The 21,105-nt window shown below is 47.2% G+C and carries 15 protein-coding genes; 4 read left to right on the top strand and 11 right to left on the bottom strand.

Going from position 1 to position 21,105, the window contains the following annotated elements:
• Position 1: 1 nt before the first annotated feature.
• The 6 genes from AC1DOV_RS13125 to AC1DOV_RS13100 form a co-directional block, all read right to left on the bottom strand.
• Complete coding sequence (locus AC1DOV_RS13125; protein WP_477508910.1) at positions 2-1,195, bottom strand: Gfo/Idh/MocA family protein; 1,194 nt, start codon at positions 1,193-1,195, stop codon at positions 2-4.
• The gene (locus AC1DOV_RS13120; RefSeq protein ID WP_477508911.1) at positions 1,185-3,005 is read right to left on the bottom strand and encodes a right-handed parallel beta-helix repeat-containing protein; all 1,821 of its coding nucleotides are present in this window, start codon (positions 3,003-3,005) and stop codon (positions 1,185-1,187) included. Before AC1DOV_RS13120 ends, AC1DOV_RS13125 begins: the two co-directional genes overlap by 11 nt.
• 127 nt (positions 3,006-3,132) lie before the next feature.
• The gene (locus AC1DOV_RS13115) at positions 3,133-4,548 is read right to left on the bottom strand and encodes an endo-alpha-N-acetylgalactosaminidase family protein (protein ID WP_477550154.1); all 1,416 of its coding nucleotides are present in this window, start codon (positions 4,546-4,548) and stop codon (positions 3,133-3,135) included.
• 75 nt (positions 4,549-4,623) lie between these two features.
• Positions 4,624-6,252, bottom strand: a complete 1,629-nt coding sequence (locus AC1DOV_RS13110; RefSeq protein ID WP_477550153.1) for an extracellular solute-binding protein — start codon at positions 6,250-6,252, stop codon at positions 4,624-4,626.
• A gap of 60 nt (positions 6,253-6,312) precedes the next feature.
• Positions 6,313-7,200, bottom strand: coding sequence for a carbohydrate ABC transporter permease (locus AC1DOV_RS13105; protein WP_477508914.1), 888 nt, complete (start codon positions 7,198-7,200; stop codon positions 6,313-6,315).
• Between the two features lie 13 nt (positions 7,201-7,213).
• Entirely contained in the window at positions 7,214-8,158 is a 945-nt protein-coding gene (locus tag AC1DOV_RS13100) for an ABC transporter permease (protein ID WP_339204297.1), read from the bottom strand.
• 391 nt (positions 8,159-8,549) lie between these two features.
• Between AC1DOV_RS13100 and AC1DOV_RS13095 the strand changes: the two genes are divergently transcribed.
• On the top strand, positions 8,550-10,721 hold the full coding sequence (locus tag AC1DOV_RS13095; RefSeq protein WP_477550152.1) for a helix-turn-helix domain-containing protein: 2,172 nt from the start codon (positions 8,550-8,552) through the stop codon (positions 10,719-10,721).
• A gap of 82 nt (positions 10,722-10,803) precedes the next feature.
• On the opposite strand, the gene AC1DOV_RS13090 is transcribed toward AC1DOV_RS13095, so the two are convergent.
• The 4 genes from AC1DOV_RS13090 to AC1DOV_RS13075 are packed head-to-tail and all read right to left on the bottom strand — an operon-like array spanning position 10,804 to position 15,715.
• Complete coding sequence (locus tag AC1DOV_RS13090) at positions 10,804-11,820, bottom strand: metallophosphoesterase family protein (RefSeq protein WP_441880397.1); 1,017 nt, start codon at positions 11,818-11,820, stop codon at positions 10,804-10,806.
• Positions 11,817-12,647 (bottom strand): alkaline phosphatase family protein, encoded by an 831-nt coding sequence (locus AC1DOV_RS13085; RefSeq protein ID WP_441880395.1) that lies wholly within the window; start codon positions 12,645-12,647, stop codon positions 11,817-11,819. Before AC1DOV_RS13085 ends, AC1DOV_RS13090 begins: the two co-directional genes overlap by 4 nt.
• Before the next feature lie 21 nt (positions 12,648-12,668).
• The gene (locus AC1DOV_RS13080) at positions 12,669-13,538 is read right to left on the bottom strand and encodes an EamA family transporter (protein ID WP_477550151.1); all 870 of its coding nucleotides are present in this window, start codon (positions 13,536-13,538) and stop codon (positions 12,669-12,671) included.
• Between the two features lie 38 nt (positions 13,539-13,576).
• Entirely contained in the window at positions 13,577-15,715 is a 2,139-nt protein-coding gene (locus tag AC1DOV_RS13075; RefSeq protein WP_477550150.1) for an alpha-amylase family protein, read from the bottom strand.
• Between the two features lie 262 nt (positions 15,716-15,977).
• Between AC1DOV_RS13075 and AC1DOV_RS13070 the strand changes: the two genes are divergently transcribed.
• From AC1DOV_RS13070 to AC1DOV_RS13060, 3 genes are all read left to right on the top strand, one after another.
• Positions 15,978-17,897, top strand: a complete 1,920-nt coding sequence (locus tag AC1DOV_RS13070; protein WP_477550149.1) for a DUF6259 domain-containing protein — start codon at positions 15,978-15,980, stop codon at positions 17,895-17,897.
• A gap of 127 nt (positions 17,898-18,024) precedes the next feature.
• Positions 18,025-19,518 (top strand): cellulase family glycosylhydrolase, encoded by a 1,494-nt coding sequence (locus AC1DOV_RS13065; RefSeq protein ID WP_477550148.1) that lies wholly within the window; start codon positions 18,025-18,027, stop codon positions 19,516-19,518.
• A 60-nt stretch (positions 19,519-19,578) separates the two neighbouring features.
• A complete protein-coding gene (locus AC1DOV_RS13060; protein WP_477550147.1) occupies positions 19,579-20,151 on the top strand; it encodes a TetR/AcrR family transcriptional regulator in 573 nt (190 codons plus the stop codon).
• Between the two features lie 693 nt (positions 20,152-20,844).
• Here the strand turns inward: AC1DOV_RS13060 and AC1DOV_RS13055 are convergent.
• Entirely contained in the window at positions 20,845-20,967 is a 123-nt protein-coding gene (locus tag AC1DOV_RS13055; RefSeq protein ID WP_477550146.1) for a hypothetical protein, read from the bottom strand.
• Positions 20,968-21,105: the final 138 nt, after the last annotated feature.

Below are 21,105 nucleotides of genomic sequence, written 5' to 3'. Positions count from 1 at the left end.
GTCACTTGCCGATCCATTTCCCGTTCGTGAAGTCTGGGATCGCTACCGGCTGCCCGCCCATAGCAATCGAATCCTCGGTTAATGAGGATATACTCATCCACGAAGCCATATCATATACATCAATCGGCGTTTGCGTCCTGTTCTTGAAACTCTCGATGAAATCCCGGAAGACAAGCCAATCCATACCGTCATGGCCTCCTTTAATTCCTTCCTGCAAATAGCTCTCCCACAGCGGATGTTCATATTGCTCGCGATGGTGCTCGACGTTCCCCCATTGCGTCTTCCAATTCGATTCATACTGGTTATGCTGTCCATCTATGAATAAAGAATGGTTCTCCTCCATATACATTCCTTTTGTTCCCCTAACCGTAAAACCTCTTGAATAATATCTAGGCAATGTAGTATCCAATGTGAGTGTAATCGTTTCTCCGCGAGCGCACTGGATGATAGTCGTTACGATATCGCCTTGCTTAAACCGAGTACGAGCAAGCTCGCTATCCTTCCTCTTGCTTGTGATGTATTCCTGCATGCCTCCCGATTTTGAGGCGAGAGACACAAGCGATACCATGCGATTTCCTCTATTGATATCTAGTATTCTGGCGATGGGACCTAGCTCGTGAGTGGGATAATTATCACAGTTTCTATGAATATATTCGTTCAGTCGATAATGACGGTTTTCTTTGCCATTAGCGATTTCATAGCGCAGGTCGTGAAGATAACCTCCTGAGCAATGGACGATTTCCCCGAGAATGCCTCGCTTTACCATATTTAATACCATGAGCTCATCGCGGCCATAGCAGCAATTCTCCAGCATCATGCATGGAACTCTCGTTCGCTCATAAGCTTCTACCAGCTTCCAGCATTCCTGCATGGAATAAGCTCCTCCGACCTCGCAAGCGACATACTTCCCTTTCTCCATCGCTTCGATTGCGATAGGGATATGGGTGGACCAAGGTGTGCAGATCATGATGACGTCAACTGCCTCTTTATTCAGAACTTCCTTATAGTCACCAGTTTCAAAAGGTCGACTGCAGCCTGCCTTCTCAATCAGATTAGCTGCCTGTTCGCGACGATCCTCGTGCAAGTCACAGACGGCGACGACTTCCACGTCCTCCATTTTCAGCAATATGATTTCCAAAAGCCCCGTTCCCCGTCCACTAAGCCCGATTAAACCGATTTTCACTTTAGATTTCATCCTCGTGATCCCTCCGAATAATAGCTGCTTGCCCCTTATCGATCGCAAGGTGCTCTGCCTTCATTGATATCGTCTTTACGATTGCGACTGCCTTGTCTGCCATTGTATTCCCGCGAATTTCAACTCCGCTGCATGCCCGTAAGCGGATGATTTCTTGCGAATCAGCGTATTCTCCGCCCATATCGCCGTTCCTTGAGATCTGGTTATCCGCAACAATTAAGTCGTTTATGCTCTTCGCATCCAATAATGGGGAACCGTCCAATTCAAAGCGGTTATTGCTAATCACAACGTTGCTGTGCACGGGTGCATCCACTGATACAACCGTGTTCTCCGGTTGAATCAGAATGACCGGCTGATTACCGTTACCACAAGCGACGAACCGATTTCCCCTTATCTGGACATCGCGAACCATCCCCGATTCATACCAGCTTACCGCATCGTCGGCGATGAGAATCGCGCTCATATGCAGCTTCTCGAACAAATTATTCTCGATGGTCACTTTACGGCGCGTTGTCACTAGAATTCCACGAGTCGGTATTCTCTTGAAGACATTTCCGCATATGGATACTTCGGGCGTCCATGTGACATTCTCGATGACATCCTCGTCCCCGATCATTCTCGGTACCGGAGCATCCAGCGTCAGTTCGGCTTCACGCAGACTACGCTGCTTGATGTCGACGACATGACGGGTAGCATAAGGTATTAACGAGCTAGCGGAAATAAAATCAATCTCATCGCCCAGATGGAAGGCGCTGAATCCGTAGCTTTGCGGATGCATAAACCGTACGCGAATGCATCTCTCGTCCTCGGCGCCAATGATTCTTAGATGGGTACCGTGAATATTGATGGCATCATCGTGCGCACCCTCGAATAAGCAATCGTTGATCGATATTTTTCCTTTCATCCCGGAAAGATGAACAAAATCGGCGAACGCCGCCGCTGTTCGTCCATGGGAAGGATCCGGCGCCAATCGCAAGCCCTCGAAAGTCAAGTTTTCGCTGAATTGCCCGACGATCCCAAGCCCATGCATATATTGCATCCAGACATGACGCCAGGTAATATTCCGGCAGCCAACGATCAGGGCACCAACCTGATCCCGAATGCCATCGCGCATTTGAAACACATGACCAACCTTCGTGATCGGAGCAGGCGATACAAACCAAAGCCGAAGCTTACCAAGCTCCATCTGTTCGACATGGCTGGCTAACGTGATCGGGTTGGGTACTCTCCAGGTCCGGTTGCTCACCGGGTCAAATTCCTGGGCAGGACCCCCGCGGTAAGACCAATCTTCATCAGTCCAATAAAGCTTATCGTCCATCAACAAATAATAAGAATCCGGATGAACCTCCACCTCCCAATAGCTTTCGCAGATCGCGACGATTCGCATTTCGGATATAGTCGGCCGGGCGAAATCGATCGTCAGGTTCCGTATTTCCACATCGACGCAGCCGTCCATGACGATCAGCGTCATCTTCCCGTGAAACAGCAGCCGCGAGCTGTTCCCTTCCACATGAATTCGTTTTGCCCCTTTGAACCAGAGGCCTATCGTTTTGATCGGATGGGGATGCTCCTTTTCGCTAGCCGTATTCGAGACATAGTAAGGTTCTTTGCTAGCGTTATTGGCATACAAATCATATCGTCCTGGCGGAAATTCGATCACCGTCGGCCCATCCTCGGCCGAAGCGGCATCGATCATAGCTTGTATGGCCCTAGTCGCATCCTCGCCAGAATCCGGTATCGCTCCGTAATCAGTTGCCCGAAACAAACGGGGCGCCGGATCGTTTCCTATCTCATTTGCTTGACCTCGCATGCTTCATCTCCCAGTATGATCGACTTTTCACTACACTCCTTCGACAAACTGCGCTTGAGCGCCATCGAATCAATTGTCGAAGCTGCAATGAGCGCCCCCTCGTCTCCTTCGTCCGCTCATTCTCTATTTATTGCTGCGATGGAATGATTGATATCGCCATTCCCAGCGCTAGAGAAAGCTCCAGCAACCCTCCCACAATTCGTTGACCAAGTTGCGCTTCCGATAATCCTTCAGCCGTAATTCGGTAGATATCAACGGCAGCTACTTCGTTCCAATCAGGCGGAAGCGACCAAGCCTTCTTCGAGTAACCACTCTTGCTGAATGCGATTAATTCCGGTTGCTCTTGCCATAAAGCAGGGAACAGCACGTCGTCTCCTACGCGCAGCGGCTTGCTGTCTCGACGAACGGAGTGATCCGCTAGATGAACGGAATGCCCTCCCGAATAATGAACGACCCTGTTATCGCCCTCGCCCTCTATCCGAATGCGATCAAGCGAATTCAAATACTGGTATTGAAGCATTCTTGTACAGATCTGCTCCATGAAGATATCGTGCCAATCCTCGCGTGAAACTTCGTTGTCAAGATCCCAGAATACATCCTCACCATGCACGCCCGCGCCGAACAAGAACTCCAGATCATGTCTGCGCGGAATGCCCGGTATAGAGTAATCTCGAATAGCAGCTCCGCTCAGCAGCTTGGCGGGTCTCTCCAGAAAATGCTTCTCCTGGTTCTGATCAAACCACCAGCACCACGGTTGCAATCCGATGAACGGATCGTTGCGATGATGGGCGAAATTTTCGCTTGTCACATCAATCCCGCGACTTCTGAAATAGCGGATTGTCCGGCGCATGTAGGAGGACTCCTCCTCCTGGGAGACGCCTCGGAAAACATTTGCTCTCGGAAAATAAGCGTCCAGGTGTACCGTGCCGGCCTTATCAAGCTCCAACAGCGAGATCAACTTCTCGATTCGCTGGACGATTATCCCGCTCTCCCATTCCTTCTTATAAAAAATTTGATAGGCAGCCATATTATTATAGTTACCGATTTGCAGCAAAGAACCATCTTCGTTACGCGAAATCAGATCATGCTCCATGTAAAGATCCCAATGCGGGCTATTATCGTAGGCGTCCGTCATATTGACATGAACGCTAACTGTTGTGTTATAACGTTTGGCTGCTTCCGCCAACCACAAATAGCTGTCCCTCGCAGTCGAATCCTGCGGCCTCTTCAAATGGACATTCACCTCATCCCAGGCAGGGTATCTGTCATCGTGACCATTATACTGCCATCCGACCAAATAAATGATTTTCGGAATGCCTCTGGTAAGTCGATCGATGTCCACAATATATCGAAGCGCCTGTTCAAACGTACAAAACACCTTCGACCCGCCTTTACCGTCCGGAATCGCCATGCCCAGCTTCATCGTGAGCGTCTGACTATAATCGAAATTGTAAGGGCTCTCCGGTTGCATCGTTTCTTGCCAATCGTAATATTCCCCCGGAATGGATCTCCACGCTTCATTAGTATCTATTGAGTTAGTCATCCTGGCCTCTTCCTTTCTGTAATGAAGAAACCTGACAGCGCCACACATCGACGCTGTCAGGCTTCGCATTTCTTTTTACTTGGATACTTGAGCGTTCATCATATCCACGATCGATTGATGATCGCCAATATCCGAAAGCTCCTTCTTAAATGCATCCCATTCGGAGAGATTTCTCTCGCCAAGCAGGAATTTATAAATATTTTCGTCCAAATACGTTTGTACCGCGGTCATGATTTGCGCTTTCTTCGCTTCGTCATCTTTGCTCAGACGAACGACCGGCGCTTGTTCATACGGAGCAATGGACGTTTCCGAACTTGTGAATTTACCCATTCCCTCTTGAGGACGCATCTCCTCGAATTGGCCCTTGGCGAAAAATTGCACTTTTTTATAAGCGATATAGTCAGTAGAATAATTTTGCGGGGCGAAGACGAAACCTTGACGCGTTGTACCATCGCCATTTAAGTCTTTCTTCTCTTGCCAGTCTCCGTTTTTGTTGATGAATTCCTTTTTACCTTCGACCACTTGGTAGGTTTTCCCTTCAACGCCCCAATGCATCAAATCAATCATTTCATCCGAATACTGATAATCGAGCATCTTGACGATAAGTTCCGGATATTTCGTGTTTTTGGAGACCATGACGCCGTAGTTGGCATAGATGGTATGACCCAAGAGGGCCGGCCCCAACACCCACTGATCGCCGTACTTTTCGTTTTTCGGATTGACCGCTGCTCCCCATGAGACGCCTTGATCCGGAACGGAATATTGCTCCCACCAACCTGCCCACGCCAACGGAAGCATGAAGGACTTGCCGGTTGTTACTTTCGCCTTCAATTGATCTTGAGACTGGCTCAGGAACTCGGGATCGAGCAGCTTCTCGTCGTACAATTTGCGAATATACATTAAACCTTCTTTGAAAGACTCCTCAGTCGGTCCGTATACGTATTTCTCGCCGTTCCAGTAAATATCGCTTTTCGTATGGTTCGAGAGAGCTAACGCGTCTATGAATTTTGGCCATTCCTGCGAATTGACCGGATAGGAATCCGGATACAGCTCTTTCAGCTTAACGGCCGCATCGTAGAATTCATCCCAGTTTTCCGGAACTTTGATATTATGTTTCTGGAAAACATCGAACCGGTATAACGCTGGGTATGCGGAACCCGCTAACCCCGTATCGTTCCGGAATCCATCCCCGAAGAAAAACATTTTGCCTTCCGGTGTATACATACTCTTGTCCGAGAACTTTGTAGACTCCAAATAAGCTTTATAGTTTGGAGCGTACTCGTCCAGGTAAGGCGCAATGTCCAAGAGGGACCCTTGGTTGCCGAATTGGAACATGACTTCGGCATCCTTCACACCCGACATAATGTCCGGTGTATCGCCGCTGGCCAGCGTCAATTTTATTTTCTCCGGATAGTCGTCACTGTTCACATAGATCCATTTAATATCAAGCTTTTTGCCGATATGCGCTTCCATCTTTTCCTTCCAGAGCTTATAGAGCTCGGTATCCTTCGGATCGTCCCCGAAGCTGGACATGTAAGCGTTAATCTTGATCGTTTCCTCAGCCGGTTCAGATGGCTTGGATGTCTCACCGGAATTGCTGTTGTTTGTTTGCTCTGACGGTTTGTTGTCTCCTTTGCTGCAGCCAGCAAACACGAGTGTCGCAATGAGCAGAAAACTAAGCACTAGAACCATTTTTTTCTTCAAAGCATAACCCCTCCATGAATTGTATTTGTTAATCTATGTTTAATTTCAGATCAACCGCTGTTAGCCTTTCACCGAACCGATCATCATTCCGGACACAAAATGCTTCTGCAATAGCGGGTAGACGAACAGAATCGGTAATATCGTGACGATGATAGACGCCATCCTAATGTTTTTGGTATTCAGATTGTACGTCTCGAGGAATCGTTGCAACCCGCCTGAACTCGTATCATCCTTCAGTTCGATTACCATCCTGCGCAAGAGCAACTGGATGGGATGACTGCTTTCGTCATTGAGAAAGATCATTGGTTCAAACCACATATTCCAGAACATGACTGCACCGAATAGCGCAAATGTCGCCAGCAGCGGCTTGGATAATGGCATATATATGCGAAACAGAATGCCGAGATCATTCGCTCCATCAAGGTAAGCGGATTCCCGCAACTCCTTGGGGATATCTTGGAAGAAAGTACGGAAAATGATGATATTGAATGCGCTCATTGCAACTGGCAGCACGATCGCCCATATCGTATTGAACAAATGCAAATCCCTGATAAGAAGGAAGTGCGGAATAAGTCCCCCACTAAATACCATCGTTATGATCACGTAAAAGACCAACGGTTTACGAAATACGAATTCGTTGATTGCTAACGGGTAGGCGAATAAGGAGGTCAGCAGCAATTGAAGAAAAGTGCCGATGACTAAGAACTCAATCGTATTCATATAAGCATTCAAGATGTTTTTATCCTGTAAAATGAATTTGTAGCTGTTAAAGTCAAATCCTCGCGGATACCAAGTAATCTTGCCCTGAGCAACTAAGGTGGGATCGCTAATCGAAACAGCAAACGTATTTAATAGCGGATAAAGCATAACAACACATAGCACGATCATAATCGTGTAATTAATAATATCGAAAGCTTTAGACCCAAGCCCTTCATTATATACTTTCAATGTATCCCCCCCCTTACCATAAACTGTTTTCAGATACTTTCTTGGAAAAGTAATTCGCAAATACAATTAAAACAAGACTGATCACGGAGAGCATCAAACCGACCGCAGCGCCATATTCAAACTGTCCGCCTTGCACGCCTACCCGATAGACGTAAGTTTCGATAACGTCCGCCGTTTCGTAAATTTTCGGATTGTACATGAGAAGCACTTTTTGAAAATCCGTGCTTAGAATACTTCCTAGCTTCAGAATGAGCATGACCGCTGTCGCGGGGATAATTGCCGGCCATGTGACGTATCTCAGTCTCTGCCAACGATTCGCGCCGTCTATGACCGCTGCTTCGTGTTGCGCCGGATCGACACCGGTAAGCGCTGCCAAATAGATGATGGCTCCATAGCCCAATTCCTGCCATATACCCGCACTAATGTAAATCGGCCGGAAAGCTTCCGATATATATAGCAGCGTCCTTGGTTCCGCCCCAAACCAAAACAGAATTTTATTGACGATCCCCTCTACTGAAGTAAATTCATGAACGAAACCGACAACGATTACCGCGGATAGAAAATGCGGGAAATAAGTAATCGTCTGCACAGCCCGCTTAAAAAATTTGTTGCGAAGTTCATTCAATAATAAAGCGAATAGGATTGGAGCCGGAAAACTGAAAATCAAAGAATAAAAAGCAAGCAATAGCGAGTTTTTAGTAATCCTCCAACTCATCGGACTATCAAAAAACGCCTTAAAATGGTCGAAGCCGACCCAAGGACTTCTTAAGAAGCCCAACGATGCGTCATAACTTTTGAAAGCGATTGTAATTCCATACATGGGTAAATACTTGAAAACTAGAATAACCAGAAAACCAGGCAGCACCATTAGGATCAAGTAGCGCTGCTTCCAACATTTTCGCAGAAAGCTTTGTTTTTTTCTGAGTTGCAGATTATGCGCAAGCTGTTGATTCTGCAAATTTCACCCCTCCAGTACACATATACATAATGACAATAAAATGTAAGCCCTTTCGAAATGCAGCTGATCATCTCACCAAGCCCACATCGTTCTTGGTGACCTCAGCATACGGGAGATGATGAATTTTAAGCAATTATCAACTATTAATATCGTTTGAATAATTTCATTTCGATCGAAAATCGATTGTATGTGAAAGAACGAAAATCGCTCCTGCATACGAAATATGGGAATGTCATTTATTAATGTGCTGTTCAATATTTCAGCTGCGCATGACAGCCAAGAATTATCCCCTTATAATGATGGAAAGCGCAACCCGCTTTATGCAAGCGGTTACAAAATTAAGATTAGAAACCGATCTACCTTATAGACAGAAAAAAGGGAGGTTTACAACTTGAACAGATTATTCCGAACTGTTTCCACTCGATATCACAGAAGCAGCGTTCTGTTTAAGCTGCTAATCGTCAACATGATTTTTATCATTCTGCTCACAACGCTGCTTGGGTTCAACTACTCGTATTTGAAAACAAACGTCAAGGAACAAGTTGTGCGAACGAATGAAGGCTTCCTGAAGCAATTGTCCGGGGACTTGTCTGGTGAATGGTTGGAGATTCGCAACATGATTTACAATTTCAGCGTTAGCTTGGATACGAAACTCCTGTCCAACAATCCCAAAAATTCGCGTTCTTATTACCCCACGTTAATGGCATACAAAAACAAAATAACGCAATCGAATCTGCAGCTACCATTCCGGGCGCAGATCTCCACTTACTTCCCGAATCAGGACTTGGTGATCAGCAGTGACGGAACCCGTAGTTTGAGCGTCTTCTATAAGAATCTGGATGTTAAAAACGGTGGTGAAACCTGCCGTTGTCTGCTGCAAAACGAATTGGAGCAACTGTATAATTTCCGCAATACTATCGTGTTCTCATACCGGCTATTCCCGGAAGGCTATATATTCGTACAAATCGCCAAAGCCGAGCTGCTCGCTTATCTGAACAATCAGACTATGTTGCTTGATAACGTTATCGTGATAAGCGATAGGGAAAATCAACTTTTTGTAAGTACAGCGACACTTGATCCAGCAATCGCCGAGCAACGGCTTCCTGAGCTAAAAGGTCCGCTCATCATTAATGGAAATAAATATACGCCTATTTCTCAAACAGATCCATTGTTCACTTACACCGTTTTGTTCTCGGAAAGCCAGATGCAAGAAAAGCTTAAAAAGGCCAACGGGTACACCTTCGTCTTGTTTGCCCTTTTCTTCGCCGTCAATTTGGGATTTCTGTTCGTCAACTGGTCCATGTTCAGGCCGCTAAGGCTCATGGCGAGAACATTCAATCAATGGACGACGGGCCCTGCTACGAAAAATGAATTCGCGATTCTCTCGGATACGTTCAAGGAACTAAATTCCGCCACAGTCTCCATGAAACAGGAGATCACGGAGCAAGCCGACATCTTGGAGCATAACGCGCTGCTTCGGCTGTCAACGGACGAGAATTATACGATGAAGCCCCACATAAACCGGATGCTGTCCGTGAAGTATGATTCCTATGCCATACTCACCGTCATTGAAGAAAGCAGCCAAGGCCAATCCGTTACCTTGTATGCTCCGTTACTGGAAGCGGCATTAAGTCAATCCCGACCTTACATTCGACTGCATGCCCATAGCGATAAATCTATATTTATCACAAGCTGCTCCGACACGAACGCATTGGAAGCTCTTGTTTCCCGCGTCTTTGATAGCTGTCCCGATCCGGTAGACAACATGCTTGTATTTTGCGGTATCAGCTCCATTCATACGCGATTAGAGGACATCGGCAAAGCGCTTCGTGAATCGACTGACGCGATTGACAAGCATGTCCCCAATCTAGCCCATTTAAAGAGCGTCATTCTCTATCAAGATCGGAACAACGATCAAGCGGCGGTCATCCACTTGTCTATCGATAAGGAGCAAGAACTTGTCAACTATACCCTTAAAGGAAATACGGAAACGCTACAGCAATTTTTCGATAAAACGATACAAAAGACGTTCAAAAATTTAACATTTGAACAGTTCCGGAACATGCTTCGTTACCTCCACGACCTGCTGCTTGTCATCATGAACAGTAAGAAGATCAGCGTCGAAGAGGTGTGGAACGTTCCACCGGCATTTTCGCATACGTACCATCTCCAGTATTTATTCCGGCAGATCCAAGAGGGATATTTTCTCGTGGCCAAGCGATCCGCCCTGCCGATTACGCCACTTCTGGAGCAGATCAACCAATATATTGACAAGCATTATGCCAATCCGGATTTATCGTTAACGCTAATTGCCGATCATCTGGCTATCACTCACGTGTATTTATCGACATACTTTAAGAAGCACTCCGGCTACAACTTAAACTACTACATGCACCTTGTTCGCATCCAAGCTGCAATCCGGCTTATCCAATCTCATCCGAATATGACCATGAAGGATATCGCGGAACAAGTCGGATACTCGAATGCTGGAACGTTCATCCGGCATTTCAAGAAAATATCCGGGACGACGCCCACGCAGCATGTCAGGTTACAGCAGGAATAGAAATAAACAGAACACGATACTAGTAAGGAGGCCGCTGCTTTGAACGGCCTCCCTGCTGCTTTGCTCCGGCACTGCCGAGCTTTTATGTTTCGAAGGTTATGATCCTGTCTACTCCCGCTCCGAACCGGGTAAGGCGCAATTCGCCCTTCGCGTAATCAATGCTGATGAGATCGAACGCCGTCTCAGTCACCGTACCGACCGTCCTTTCGGGGCTTTCGTCATAATTTCTGTAGCTGACCGCGTTAAGCGTAGATATCATCGGGATACCGTCATGATACAGCACCTGATCGATATGAACGTGTCCGAACAGGCAAGCGACGACGTGTTTACGGTTTGTTTTGATGATTTTCCAAATCTTCTCACCGTTCTCAACTTCTCCGTCGACGTACCCTTTAACCCCACGTTGAATAATAGGCAGATGCGAGAAAATGACAACTTTCCAGTTTTCGCTTTCCGGTACACTGGTAAAATCGAACACCCTATGTTCGAACCAATCGACCTGCCTGTCCGAGAAGGCGTATTCCCATTGCCCGTTTTGCTGCAGCATCCCGTCCGCTTTTATTTTGTAGACAATATCGATGCTGTTCAACATTGCGATCCTCGTCTTTTTGTCCGGGATATCATAGTAGTAATAGAGGCCGCATTCGTTCCCTTTATCGAATGTTACCGTGCCTTCCAACGGTTTAAGCCAATTCTCGTAAGATTCAATAGGACAGATCACATGCTCTACACTTCCGGTTTTTCGATAGAAATCATGTATGGAATTATCGTCATGGTTGCCTTTGACCGGTAACGTGGGACACTCCGGTACACGAAGCGTATTAAGAATTTCTCTTTGCGATTGCACGACCTCCTCTTTCGGGCCGTTCTCACTGAAATCTCCGCCGCACACGATCGCATCCAGTGGAAGCAATTGCGCCAATCCCCTGATGGCCGCGGCCGCTTGAAGCTGATTGCCTCCCGACATATGATGCGGATCCGTATAGAAGAGCAATCGTACGATCGCATCTCCCTGATCTTTTGTTGCCTTTTGGGCCACTGCCGAAAGCTCTGAACGGAAATACACTGGAATTTCTATGTCCTGATTAAGGCGGTTCACTCGACTGCCTCCTTGAACAAGCCTGCGGGAACTTGGCCTGACCAGGTGTTCGGTGCCTCTAAACCGAGCGCTTTAACGACGACAGCAGCAGTATCTTCTATGCGAATCGGCCTCGCCTCGGTAGGGGTGGATACGTTCGGGCCTGCGCAGCCCCAGAAAATTGTCACATCCTTCGGATGATCGCTGCCGTGATTCAACGGATCCTCGCCGCCCCCGCCATGATCCGCGAGAAATATAATTAGGCATTCCTCCAACAAGTCCTTATTCCGAAGAAGATAAAGAATGTTACCCACCAATTCGTCCGTCTCTTCAATGACTTCCAAGTATAGCGGCGACCCATAACCGAAGTTATGTCCCGCCCCATCGATTCCGTCGAATTGGATGAACATGACCTTGAAGTCCGAATGCTTTTCGGTAAAGCCGGCTACTTCTCGAACCAGATGCTTATCAGCATGGACGTTTGCAATATACGTAGCAACCCCCTCTTCAATAATTCCGTCATTAATCGGCTTCCATGCGCTGAACGAGGCGATTACAGCAGACGGATCGGCTTCCTTGACGAGTCTCATAAAAGAAGGATAAGGCGAATCGGCTGGATACTTGCTCTTCTCGGCTCTTTCGTTCGTCAAGCCATGCAGCTCAGGCTTTACCCCATGAAACATAGATCCCCAACACTCCCCGCTAATGGTCGGAATCACTGTTTGGGCAGCGTAAGTAATAAATCCGCCGTCCAATGCTTGATCGATATTCGGAGTACGTGCTTGATCGATCATATTTCCGGCGCCATCCAAGCCGATAACAATTACTCTCTTCGTTAATTCCTTCACGTTAATCATCTCCTTTATTTGTTATCCGCTCATTCCAACTACAATAATACCGGCTGTTATCGCAGAAGCTGTCACAAGTCTTCTGAACCCGCTTTTTTCTTTTAGTATCCATATTCCCAGCAAAGTAGCCATGACCGTACCCACTTCCCTAATCGGAGCCAGGTGGGACACCGGTGCTAATTCCATCGCAACGAGAAACAAGAAATATGAGCCCGGCATCAGGATTGATCCGAGCAGGATCATTCGTTTATTTCTTCGCCACTCGCCCGTTAACACTTGTACGTTCAGCATCGTTCGACTATTTCCTAGCATAAAACCAAAGTTGGAAACCGAAATCAGAATCAAAGGAGATACGTATTGCAAAGTCATTTTATCAATGAGCACATAAGAAGTAATACATAACCCTACTCCCACAGCGGTCAATATAGGCTTCATCTGGAAAGCCTGACCTGCTGAGGGGACCCTCTTCCATTCACTTAGTCCCAATATGCCGATAAATATAATACTGACTCCAATCCATCCCCATAAAGATAATCGCTCGCCCATAAATATGACGCTAATCAAAGGAATAAGCAGCACTCCCGTACCACGCTGAATCGGATAAACCTGCGACAAATCACCTAACGCGTACACTTTGGATAACATCCATGCATAGGTCGCTTGTGCTGTCATGGACAGCAACAATAAAACATAAACCTCCGGCGGATAGCTCCTGCTCACCAATTGTGTCAGTAATAAGGGAATAAGCAGCACGTTCGCCGCAATGACAATGAGGGAGAGATAAGCTTGCTTATGCTTACTTTTCTTAGTGAATAGATTCCATAGAGCATTGTGCCTGACACGAGAACCAACGATACAGCGATCCACAACATACCCAAACCTTCTTTGCAATTGATTGCCTTAACAGGACAACGATGGTCTAATCCGCATCATGTTTTGAAGCTAAGAAAAACTTTTCCACTCTCTGCCTCGAAACGGATGCACAATGTCAACAACCAGCCTTCTTCGCAAGCGCTGTCATCTATCGCAATCGCGAGTCCGATCCCGGAATGCTCCTCAAGCGTGTACGAAGCCGGTACCTTTATCCAGTAGTGCTCTGTCATGCCTCTCGCTCCGCACAGCTCGAGCCGCAAGCAGTTATTGTCCCAGCATTCGTCGAGCACGCTAACCGCATCCATGCTAACGTGGCGGGAAGAACCAATAAATTGTGGTCGGTTTTCGGCTTTACATAACCCGACAATTTGGCAAGCCCCAAGCTCTAATGGATCTAACGCGATCGCTACAGAAAACTTGCCCATATAGCTTTGCTTCCAGAAATCGAATGCATGATATGCGTCACTCGGATCCAATGCCAATGCTTCAAGCTCCAGTTTAACCTCAGTTAGCGGAACAATCGCGAATCGGCCAGCTACGCACCAGCGGCGAAATGGAAGGTCGAAATGAATGGCCCAGAGCGATGCCGTCACATACGATTCCCGCATCTCGTCGTTCAAACCCAATATCGCATACGCATACTCTTCCCTCGTCTGACTAGCATTTTGCTGCGGAAAAGTTAAGTCCAATGGAAAAGTCATATCAAGTGGGCCGGTTTCACCTGTCATCGTCGGCAGCGAAGGGATGCAGCGCTGAATGGAGCGAATCCTTTCGCTATCGTACAGGTCTGTATCATCGCTAATAATCATCAAGCCGCCTGTTAGCGATACGAGCGATAGAAGCGTTTGCCCCCAGTCTTTCTCTGTTCGCACGCAAACGTAATCAGGATCGTTCAAGAACAAAATTCGCTGCGTGTGATACCACCTTGCTGTCTCCACCATTTGCTTGCAAATCGCTGTCCAGCTCGCATTGGAATCCCCTGCAATTCTACAAGCATCGACGATTCCGACCGCTTCTGTTAACACGCCCCAGCATGCTAGAAAATATGCATCCTCCCCGAGCTGCTCTCGCGCACATTGGAGATAAGCTCGCAAGCTGCGAGATGCCTCTTCGCTCGTAATACATCCTTCATGGACAGCCTTGTGCAAACCTTCGTATAGATAGTGACGAATTTGATCTGTTTTGAAATAGCTGTAGCCTATTTCCTTCAATCCCTTGTAGAGTGGCGCAACCTGCTCTGCAAGCGTTTCTGGCACTGCCTTGATCACGTATTCAATCCATTGTCCATATAGCGGATCGCCGTTGATATCCCGCTCGAAACGGTCGCGATGTGCAGCGACGAACTCAGGATTCGTGACCATCGCGCTCGTCCATATGCCCGCCTGAAAATCTCTCCCCACGATGCTGGAAATTATACCCTTGTGTCCATCAGGAAAGCGTGCGTTCGTCGATAGCCAAGCGTCAGCAACGATGCCATCTCTCTCTGGCGGAATAGCCTCACGCTGAAACCCGTCATCAATCTGCATGTGAGTCAGACCATAAGGCTTGAAGTGCGTTTCCAAAAATGAAGCCGTACGTTCAATATCCTCCCCGGTTACCTGTTGTGCGAATGCCTCCCATGAACTCCAGCCGGTAATCGGCTGCAATTGCGGACGCCATTGCCAAGGCTTATGGTACTCGTAGTGAAGATGCATCCGATAATAATGCATTCGTAAATTGACGATCCAAGGCCGTAAGCCCCCTTCTATTTCGAGTTCAGCTTGCCAGTTCCCATCTTCGTTCTGCTCTAAGCGCGATTTTGTCCACCTCCATCCTGCTCCGTGCCAATCGATCAACAAATCCTGTAGAACATCGTACAAGCCATTAACCCCAGAGAGCAGCGGTTTGCCGACCTGTCCAAGTATGGCTTGCCCTCTTACAGCACGATTCGGCCTCATGTTTATCGCTTCTTTACTCAAATAAACGATGACTTTGACCGCAGCTGGTTTATCCAATGCCAAGTAGAGCTGCTGGATCAATGGGTTGCTTTGGATATTGCCGTTTGATACTTCCCGATAATAAGGCTTTATCCCCTCTGGAATGCTCATCGACAGTAAGCGACTGCCGTTATAATCGTAATTCAGTGACCGAGTGCTGGCATCCCAGCTTTGCGATGCATGTGAAACGGGGGGTTCCTTGCCTGATATCACGCTCATCCAACGACCTCCATATACGATTGATTTCCCCATACTGTCATGCTAATCAAGAGCATATTCAGACACAACATTCATAATTTAATCTGGCACTCGAAAATGCATAAGCACGATATTCAATTATTCATATTCCTTTCAAATTTTTAACCGAACAACCCTATAGCACCATTTTTTCGTAATGATCTTAATAAAGCGATATAGTTGATTCCCCCTTTAAGTGATAGATTAAGGGACATCACCATCTATTTTAGAAAGGAACAGTGATATGACCATCCAAAATACGGAGCAGTTATTCATGATGGAAAACAACGGCATGAAGGTTTCACTAGACAAGAGAAGTCTAATTGTGCGCGTGGATACGGGAGACACCACGTGGGAAACCGTTCCCGAAGCCGCGAGTATGGCATTAGGATTCGAGGATACTGGTCGAGTTCAAATCCCTCTTAGTCAGGCTGAGAACAAAAGCTTCACACCGATCGTGTCGGGCTACTTCCAAGGCGTCCGCATTCAGCTTAATCATTCTTCCGAGGACGGGATTGCCAGCGGGATTCAAACGGTTGTTACCGTTCTGATGAACACACATCACGGCGAACTCGTGTTTGAAGTGCTTGAAGTTAGCGAAGGTAAAGACGTATGCGAAGTCGTATGGCCCGGTACTTTCCATTACGCCAGTGCTCGCGAGAGTGATTATACGGTCGTGCCGGCCATGCAAGGCTACTTAATTCCGGGAAATTGGCCGCAGCCTATCCGTAGATATCATCAAGGAATGATGTTCAGCAGGGATGCCTATATGCCGTGGTGGGGGCAGGTTAAAGATGGGAATGGCTATCTATCAATCATCGAAACGCCGGCAGACGCCCGATTGTCCATAGAGCATATTCCACTTGTGCACACGCATGCAGAAGTCGTATGGCTTCATTCGCTTGAGCGCTTCAGCGCTGCGCGGAGACTACGTATCCGCTTCGCGAAAGATATGAGCTATGTCGTAATGGCTAAGTTGTATCGCCAATATGTACGCAGCCTAGGAAAATTACGAACATTAACAGAGAAGCAAGTGCAGAATCCGCAACTATCTGCATTAATTGGCTCGGCCATCGTACACACGAGCGTGCATACTCGCATTGCACCGAACTCATATTATTTTGATAAGGAAAATCCCGAGCTGAACGACTATGCCGTATCCTTCGAAGAGCGGGCCCGACAGCTCACGGCGCTCAAACAAAAATATGCCGGTAAGCTCTATGTCCACGTGGATGGGTGGGGGCTTAATGGCTACGACAATCTTCATCCTGACGTCCTCCCACCAACCCCTAAAGGTGGCGGATGGGAAGGATTCCGAAAGCTTCAAGAGGTTTGCCGGGAGGAACAGATTCTACTTGCGCTGCACGACAATTACCGCGACTACTATCATGATGCCGCTTCCTACGACCCTAATCTGACGATTAAGGATAGGAAAGGAAAGCAGGAATTTTCTGACTACTGGGCAGGAGGCGCCCATAGCTGGCTTTGTACAAGTTTGTCCAAAGGCTATGCTGAGCGCAATCACGATCTGCTGCAAGAAAACGGTATCCACCCGAATGGCGTTTACATCGATGTTTTCGCCGTAGTGCCTGGGGATGAATGCTATGATCCGGGGCATCGGATGACCAGAACAGAATGCTTGGCTTACCGTGCCTCCTGTTTTGAGGAAATCCGCTCTAGAGGGATGCTGGTCAGCTCGGAGGAGCCCGCAGATTGGGCATTACCTGCGCTGGATCTCGTCCATCATGCTCCCTATGCGCTTGATCCGGACCCTGGAGGCGGTAAAAGCATCGGCGTTTCAACCCCTTTATTTTCCCTTGTCTATCATGATGCGATCATTGTGCCTTGGTCTTTGAATAGAGGAGACTGGGGAATCCCAGAGACCGATCTCGGATCACTTCATGGTTTGTTGAATGCCGGCGTCCCTTATCTGTCGATCCAACCTTCAGAGAAAGAGATTCCGATCGTCCGGACGCTAGCTCGGCTTCATCAGCTTGTAGGGGTTCTTGAGATGATGAGTCACGAATTTATTAAAGGAAGTAATTGGCGCAAGCAACGCAGCACGTACGCAGACGGTACAATCGTCGAGATTGATCTAGACAAGGATAGTTATAAGATCATTCCGGCTAGCGAGGAGCCGTTCTCATCAGTAGGACTTATATAGGCCGATTAACGCCAAGCCAAGCCGTAACTAATGACCTCTCTTTCAATTTCAGATTGACATTTCCGGTATCCACCCTTTAAGATTAAACTGACTAGTCAGTACAATTTTGAATTAGGGAGGAATTCATATGAAAAGCATGACAACAAAAGGCTCTCGTTTCATTGATGCTCAAGGACGCCAAGTCATTCTTCACGGCATAAGCATGGTTTGTAAGGACAAAGAAAAAGGATATATCGATGATTGGACACAGACGGATTTTCTAAAATTAAAGCAATGGGGATTCAACGTCATCCGGCTGGGAATTATTTGGGACGGAATCGAACCGTCGCCAGGACAATTCAATGGCCAATACGTAGATAACGTCCAGAAGATGATACGGTTGGCCGATCAATTCGGCCTGTACGTCATTCTCGATATGCACCAAGATTTGTATAGCTCGCTGTACGCGGACGGCGCCCCTGCTTGGGCTACATTGACCGACAACCATGAGTATGCCCGAACCGATCTCTGGAGCGATGCCTATCTGTTCGACCGGGCAGTTCAAACCGCATTCGACCACTTCTGGAACAACACCCCTGCTTCCGATGGCGTCGGCTTACAGGACCATTACGTATCGGCTTGGCGTTTCGTCGTCGAAAGGCTTCGCGACGAGCCTAATCTCATCGGATACGATATGATGAACGAACCCTTCATCGGCTCCAAAGTCGGGGAAATGGTTCAAGGCATGTTTGCTGCGTACGGAGAACAGGCAGCAAAACTAACGGGACAGCTCCCCCCTAACATGGAAGAGCTACTGAACATATGGCTCGATCCCGAGAAGAAGCTGCAGGCACTAAGTTTGCTGGATTCCATCGATGTTTATCGCCAAGTCATGCATGCGACTGCACCCGCGCAGGACGTTTTCGAACGGGATGTGCTCTCTCCCTTTTTCCAAAAGACGGGCCAAGCCATTCGCGAAGCAGATCCTGACCGAATTCTGTTTCTTGAAACGAATTACTTTTCTAATCTGGGAGTGACCAGTTCGATCCAACCAGTCGTCGGGGCAAACGGCCAACCAGATGATCAGCAGGCGTATGCGCCGCATGGCTACGATTTGGTTACAGATTCCGATTACGTGCACGTTGCTAATAGCCGTCGTGTTGACTTTATTTTCGACAATCACGCACAAACCCAGAACAGGCTGAACATGCCGATGGTCATCGGGGAATGGGGAGCTTATGGCGAATCCCACCTGGCGGAACAAGCGTGTCTTGACGTTCAGAAAAACTTTGAACGATTGTTATGCGGTGATATTTACTGGTGTTATTTGTACCCCGAAATGGATCAGTTCAGCTCCTTTAACGGAGTGTGCCGCGGCTTTCCTGCAGCCGTCGCCGGGAAAATCTTGAGCTACTCCTATGATCGCAATCACAACCGTTTCGAGATGGAGTGGGATGAGGATGCCGGCATCGACGTACCGACAAGAATCTATTTTCCGGATATCAAAGCCATGCAGTCCGCAGACTTGAAACTAACCTCCGCTGAGAGTGGATATGAATGGTCAGGCTTAGAAGGATCGTCAGCGGGTTATCTTTGCTTGCAGCGCTCCGGTGGAGGAAGAAGGACGCTGAGAATCGGTTAATTCCCCGACATATGGTATACTCTAGGGAAAATCAATACCTAGGAAGGGACCGATAGTAAGGTGAGCAGAAATAAAATTATCGATGCCGCAATCAAACTTTTTTCCGAATTCGGTTATCACAAGACGAGCATGGACGATATCGCCAAAGAAGCCAACGTAGCTAAGGGCACGCTTTACTATCATTTCTCGGGCAAAGGAGAGCTGTTCGAGAGAATCGTGACTGACGGACTTCAAATGCTGATGGAGAAAATCGAGGACGTGCTGCAGGAAGACGAGACCGCCGATAAGCAAATCCGGAAAATCGTTAGCAAGCATATCGAGTTGTTCTTACAATACGGTGAGCTTATTCATATTATCTCTAACGAGATTACGAACGGAATCGAGCCAGATATATTGGAGCGGATCGGTGTAATTAAGCAGAATTATATCATCTTCTTGTCTGAAGTCCTCCGCCAGGGGCATAATGACGGGGAATTAAACAAACTGAACTTCGAGCTCGCAGCTGCCTGCTTACTCGGTATGCTAGAAAGTGCGAGTATCTATGTGGTCAAGCATTCGGAAGCTGTCACAAGCGAGCATTTGCATGAGACGATCAATGCTTTCGTGCTTCCGGCGCTATTGAGAAAATATTAAGCTTCGCTTTGTTAAGAGGAGACTAAGAGAGTTGACGGTATCTCTTTCATTTTGTAATCGAGACGCAATTTCCCTATCATCTTCTCTTCATTTTCAAAGATTAAGTTACATTCGTGAGCCCTTTTGAAATATAAACTTGAGGATTGCAGCCCTTTGCCGCAATCCTCTCCATATTGTAGAGGACCTCACGTTTTTTAAAAACGTGAGGTTTCTTTTTTTGTTTTGGGGGTCTCGAGGAGAGGCAATAGTTGTTACACCATGAGCGATTGTTCCGTCGCGTTCCACAACCCTCGCAAACGGCAGAACCTGTTCGTATCCAGGTTGATTGAGTCCAATTTCCCGCAGACTTTTGCGAATCAGCATACTCCTGTCTCGAATACGGAGTCCAATGAACAGCTTTTGCGACTTGTTCCGGGTAATCCCGAATCGCCTTGAACATCCTATCAGTCATGCTCCACTTGCTACCGGGACAGTGCAATATTCTCTGCGCTCCCATTAGGCAGCCCTTCCTCCCAATTCATTCAATATTCAATCTTGGCTTTTATTCACTTCTATCAATCGTGCAGATCGTGCTATAATTCCAAAAAGGAGTGATATCATTGAGTGGTTTCTTAATCGTTGTCATTATTTTTGCAGTGTTATTTGGTTTTTTCAAAAAGAAGAAGAATTGATTCAATATTCAGCGAATGTTAGTCAGAACAGCCTCATTTGCTCGTCGGCTGAACCAGCGGTCACCTCGTTTATCCAAAGGATTTCGGTCTCGATTTGCCCAGCTTCATCCAATGCTTGCCGCTCTTCTTTATGCCAATGAGACAACGTTAACATCTGTCAACTAAGCTTATAATACATAAAGGCTCTGCCACAGGTATTTACTCCCGGCAGAGCCTTCAATCTTTTTGTTAGATTCCTATGGCTTCATATCACCCATATGTAAGTGAAAGTGAGCCGACCAGC

Source organism: Paenibacillus sp. 01T47 (genome assembly GCF_056398245.1).
This window is presented reverse-complemented; position numbering and strand designations above follow the sequence as displayed.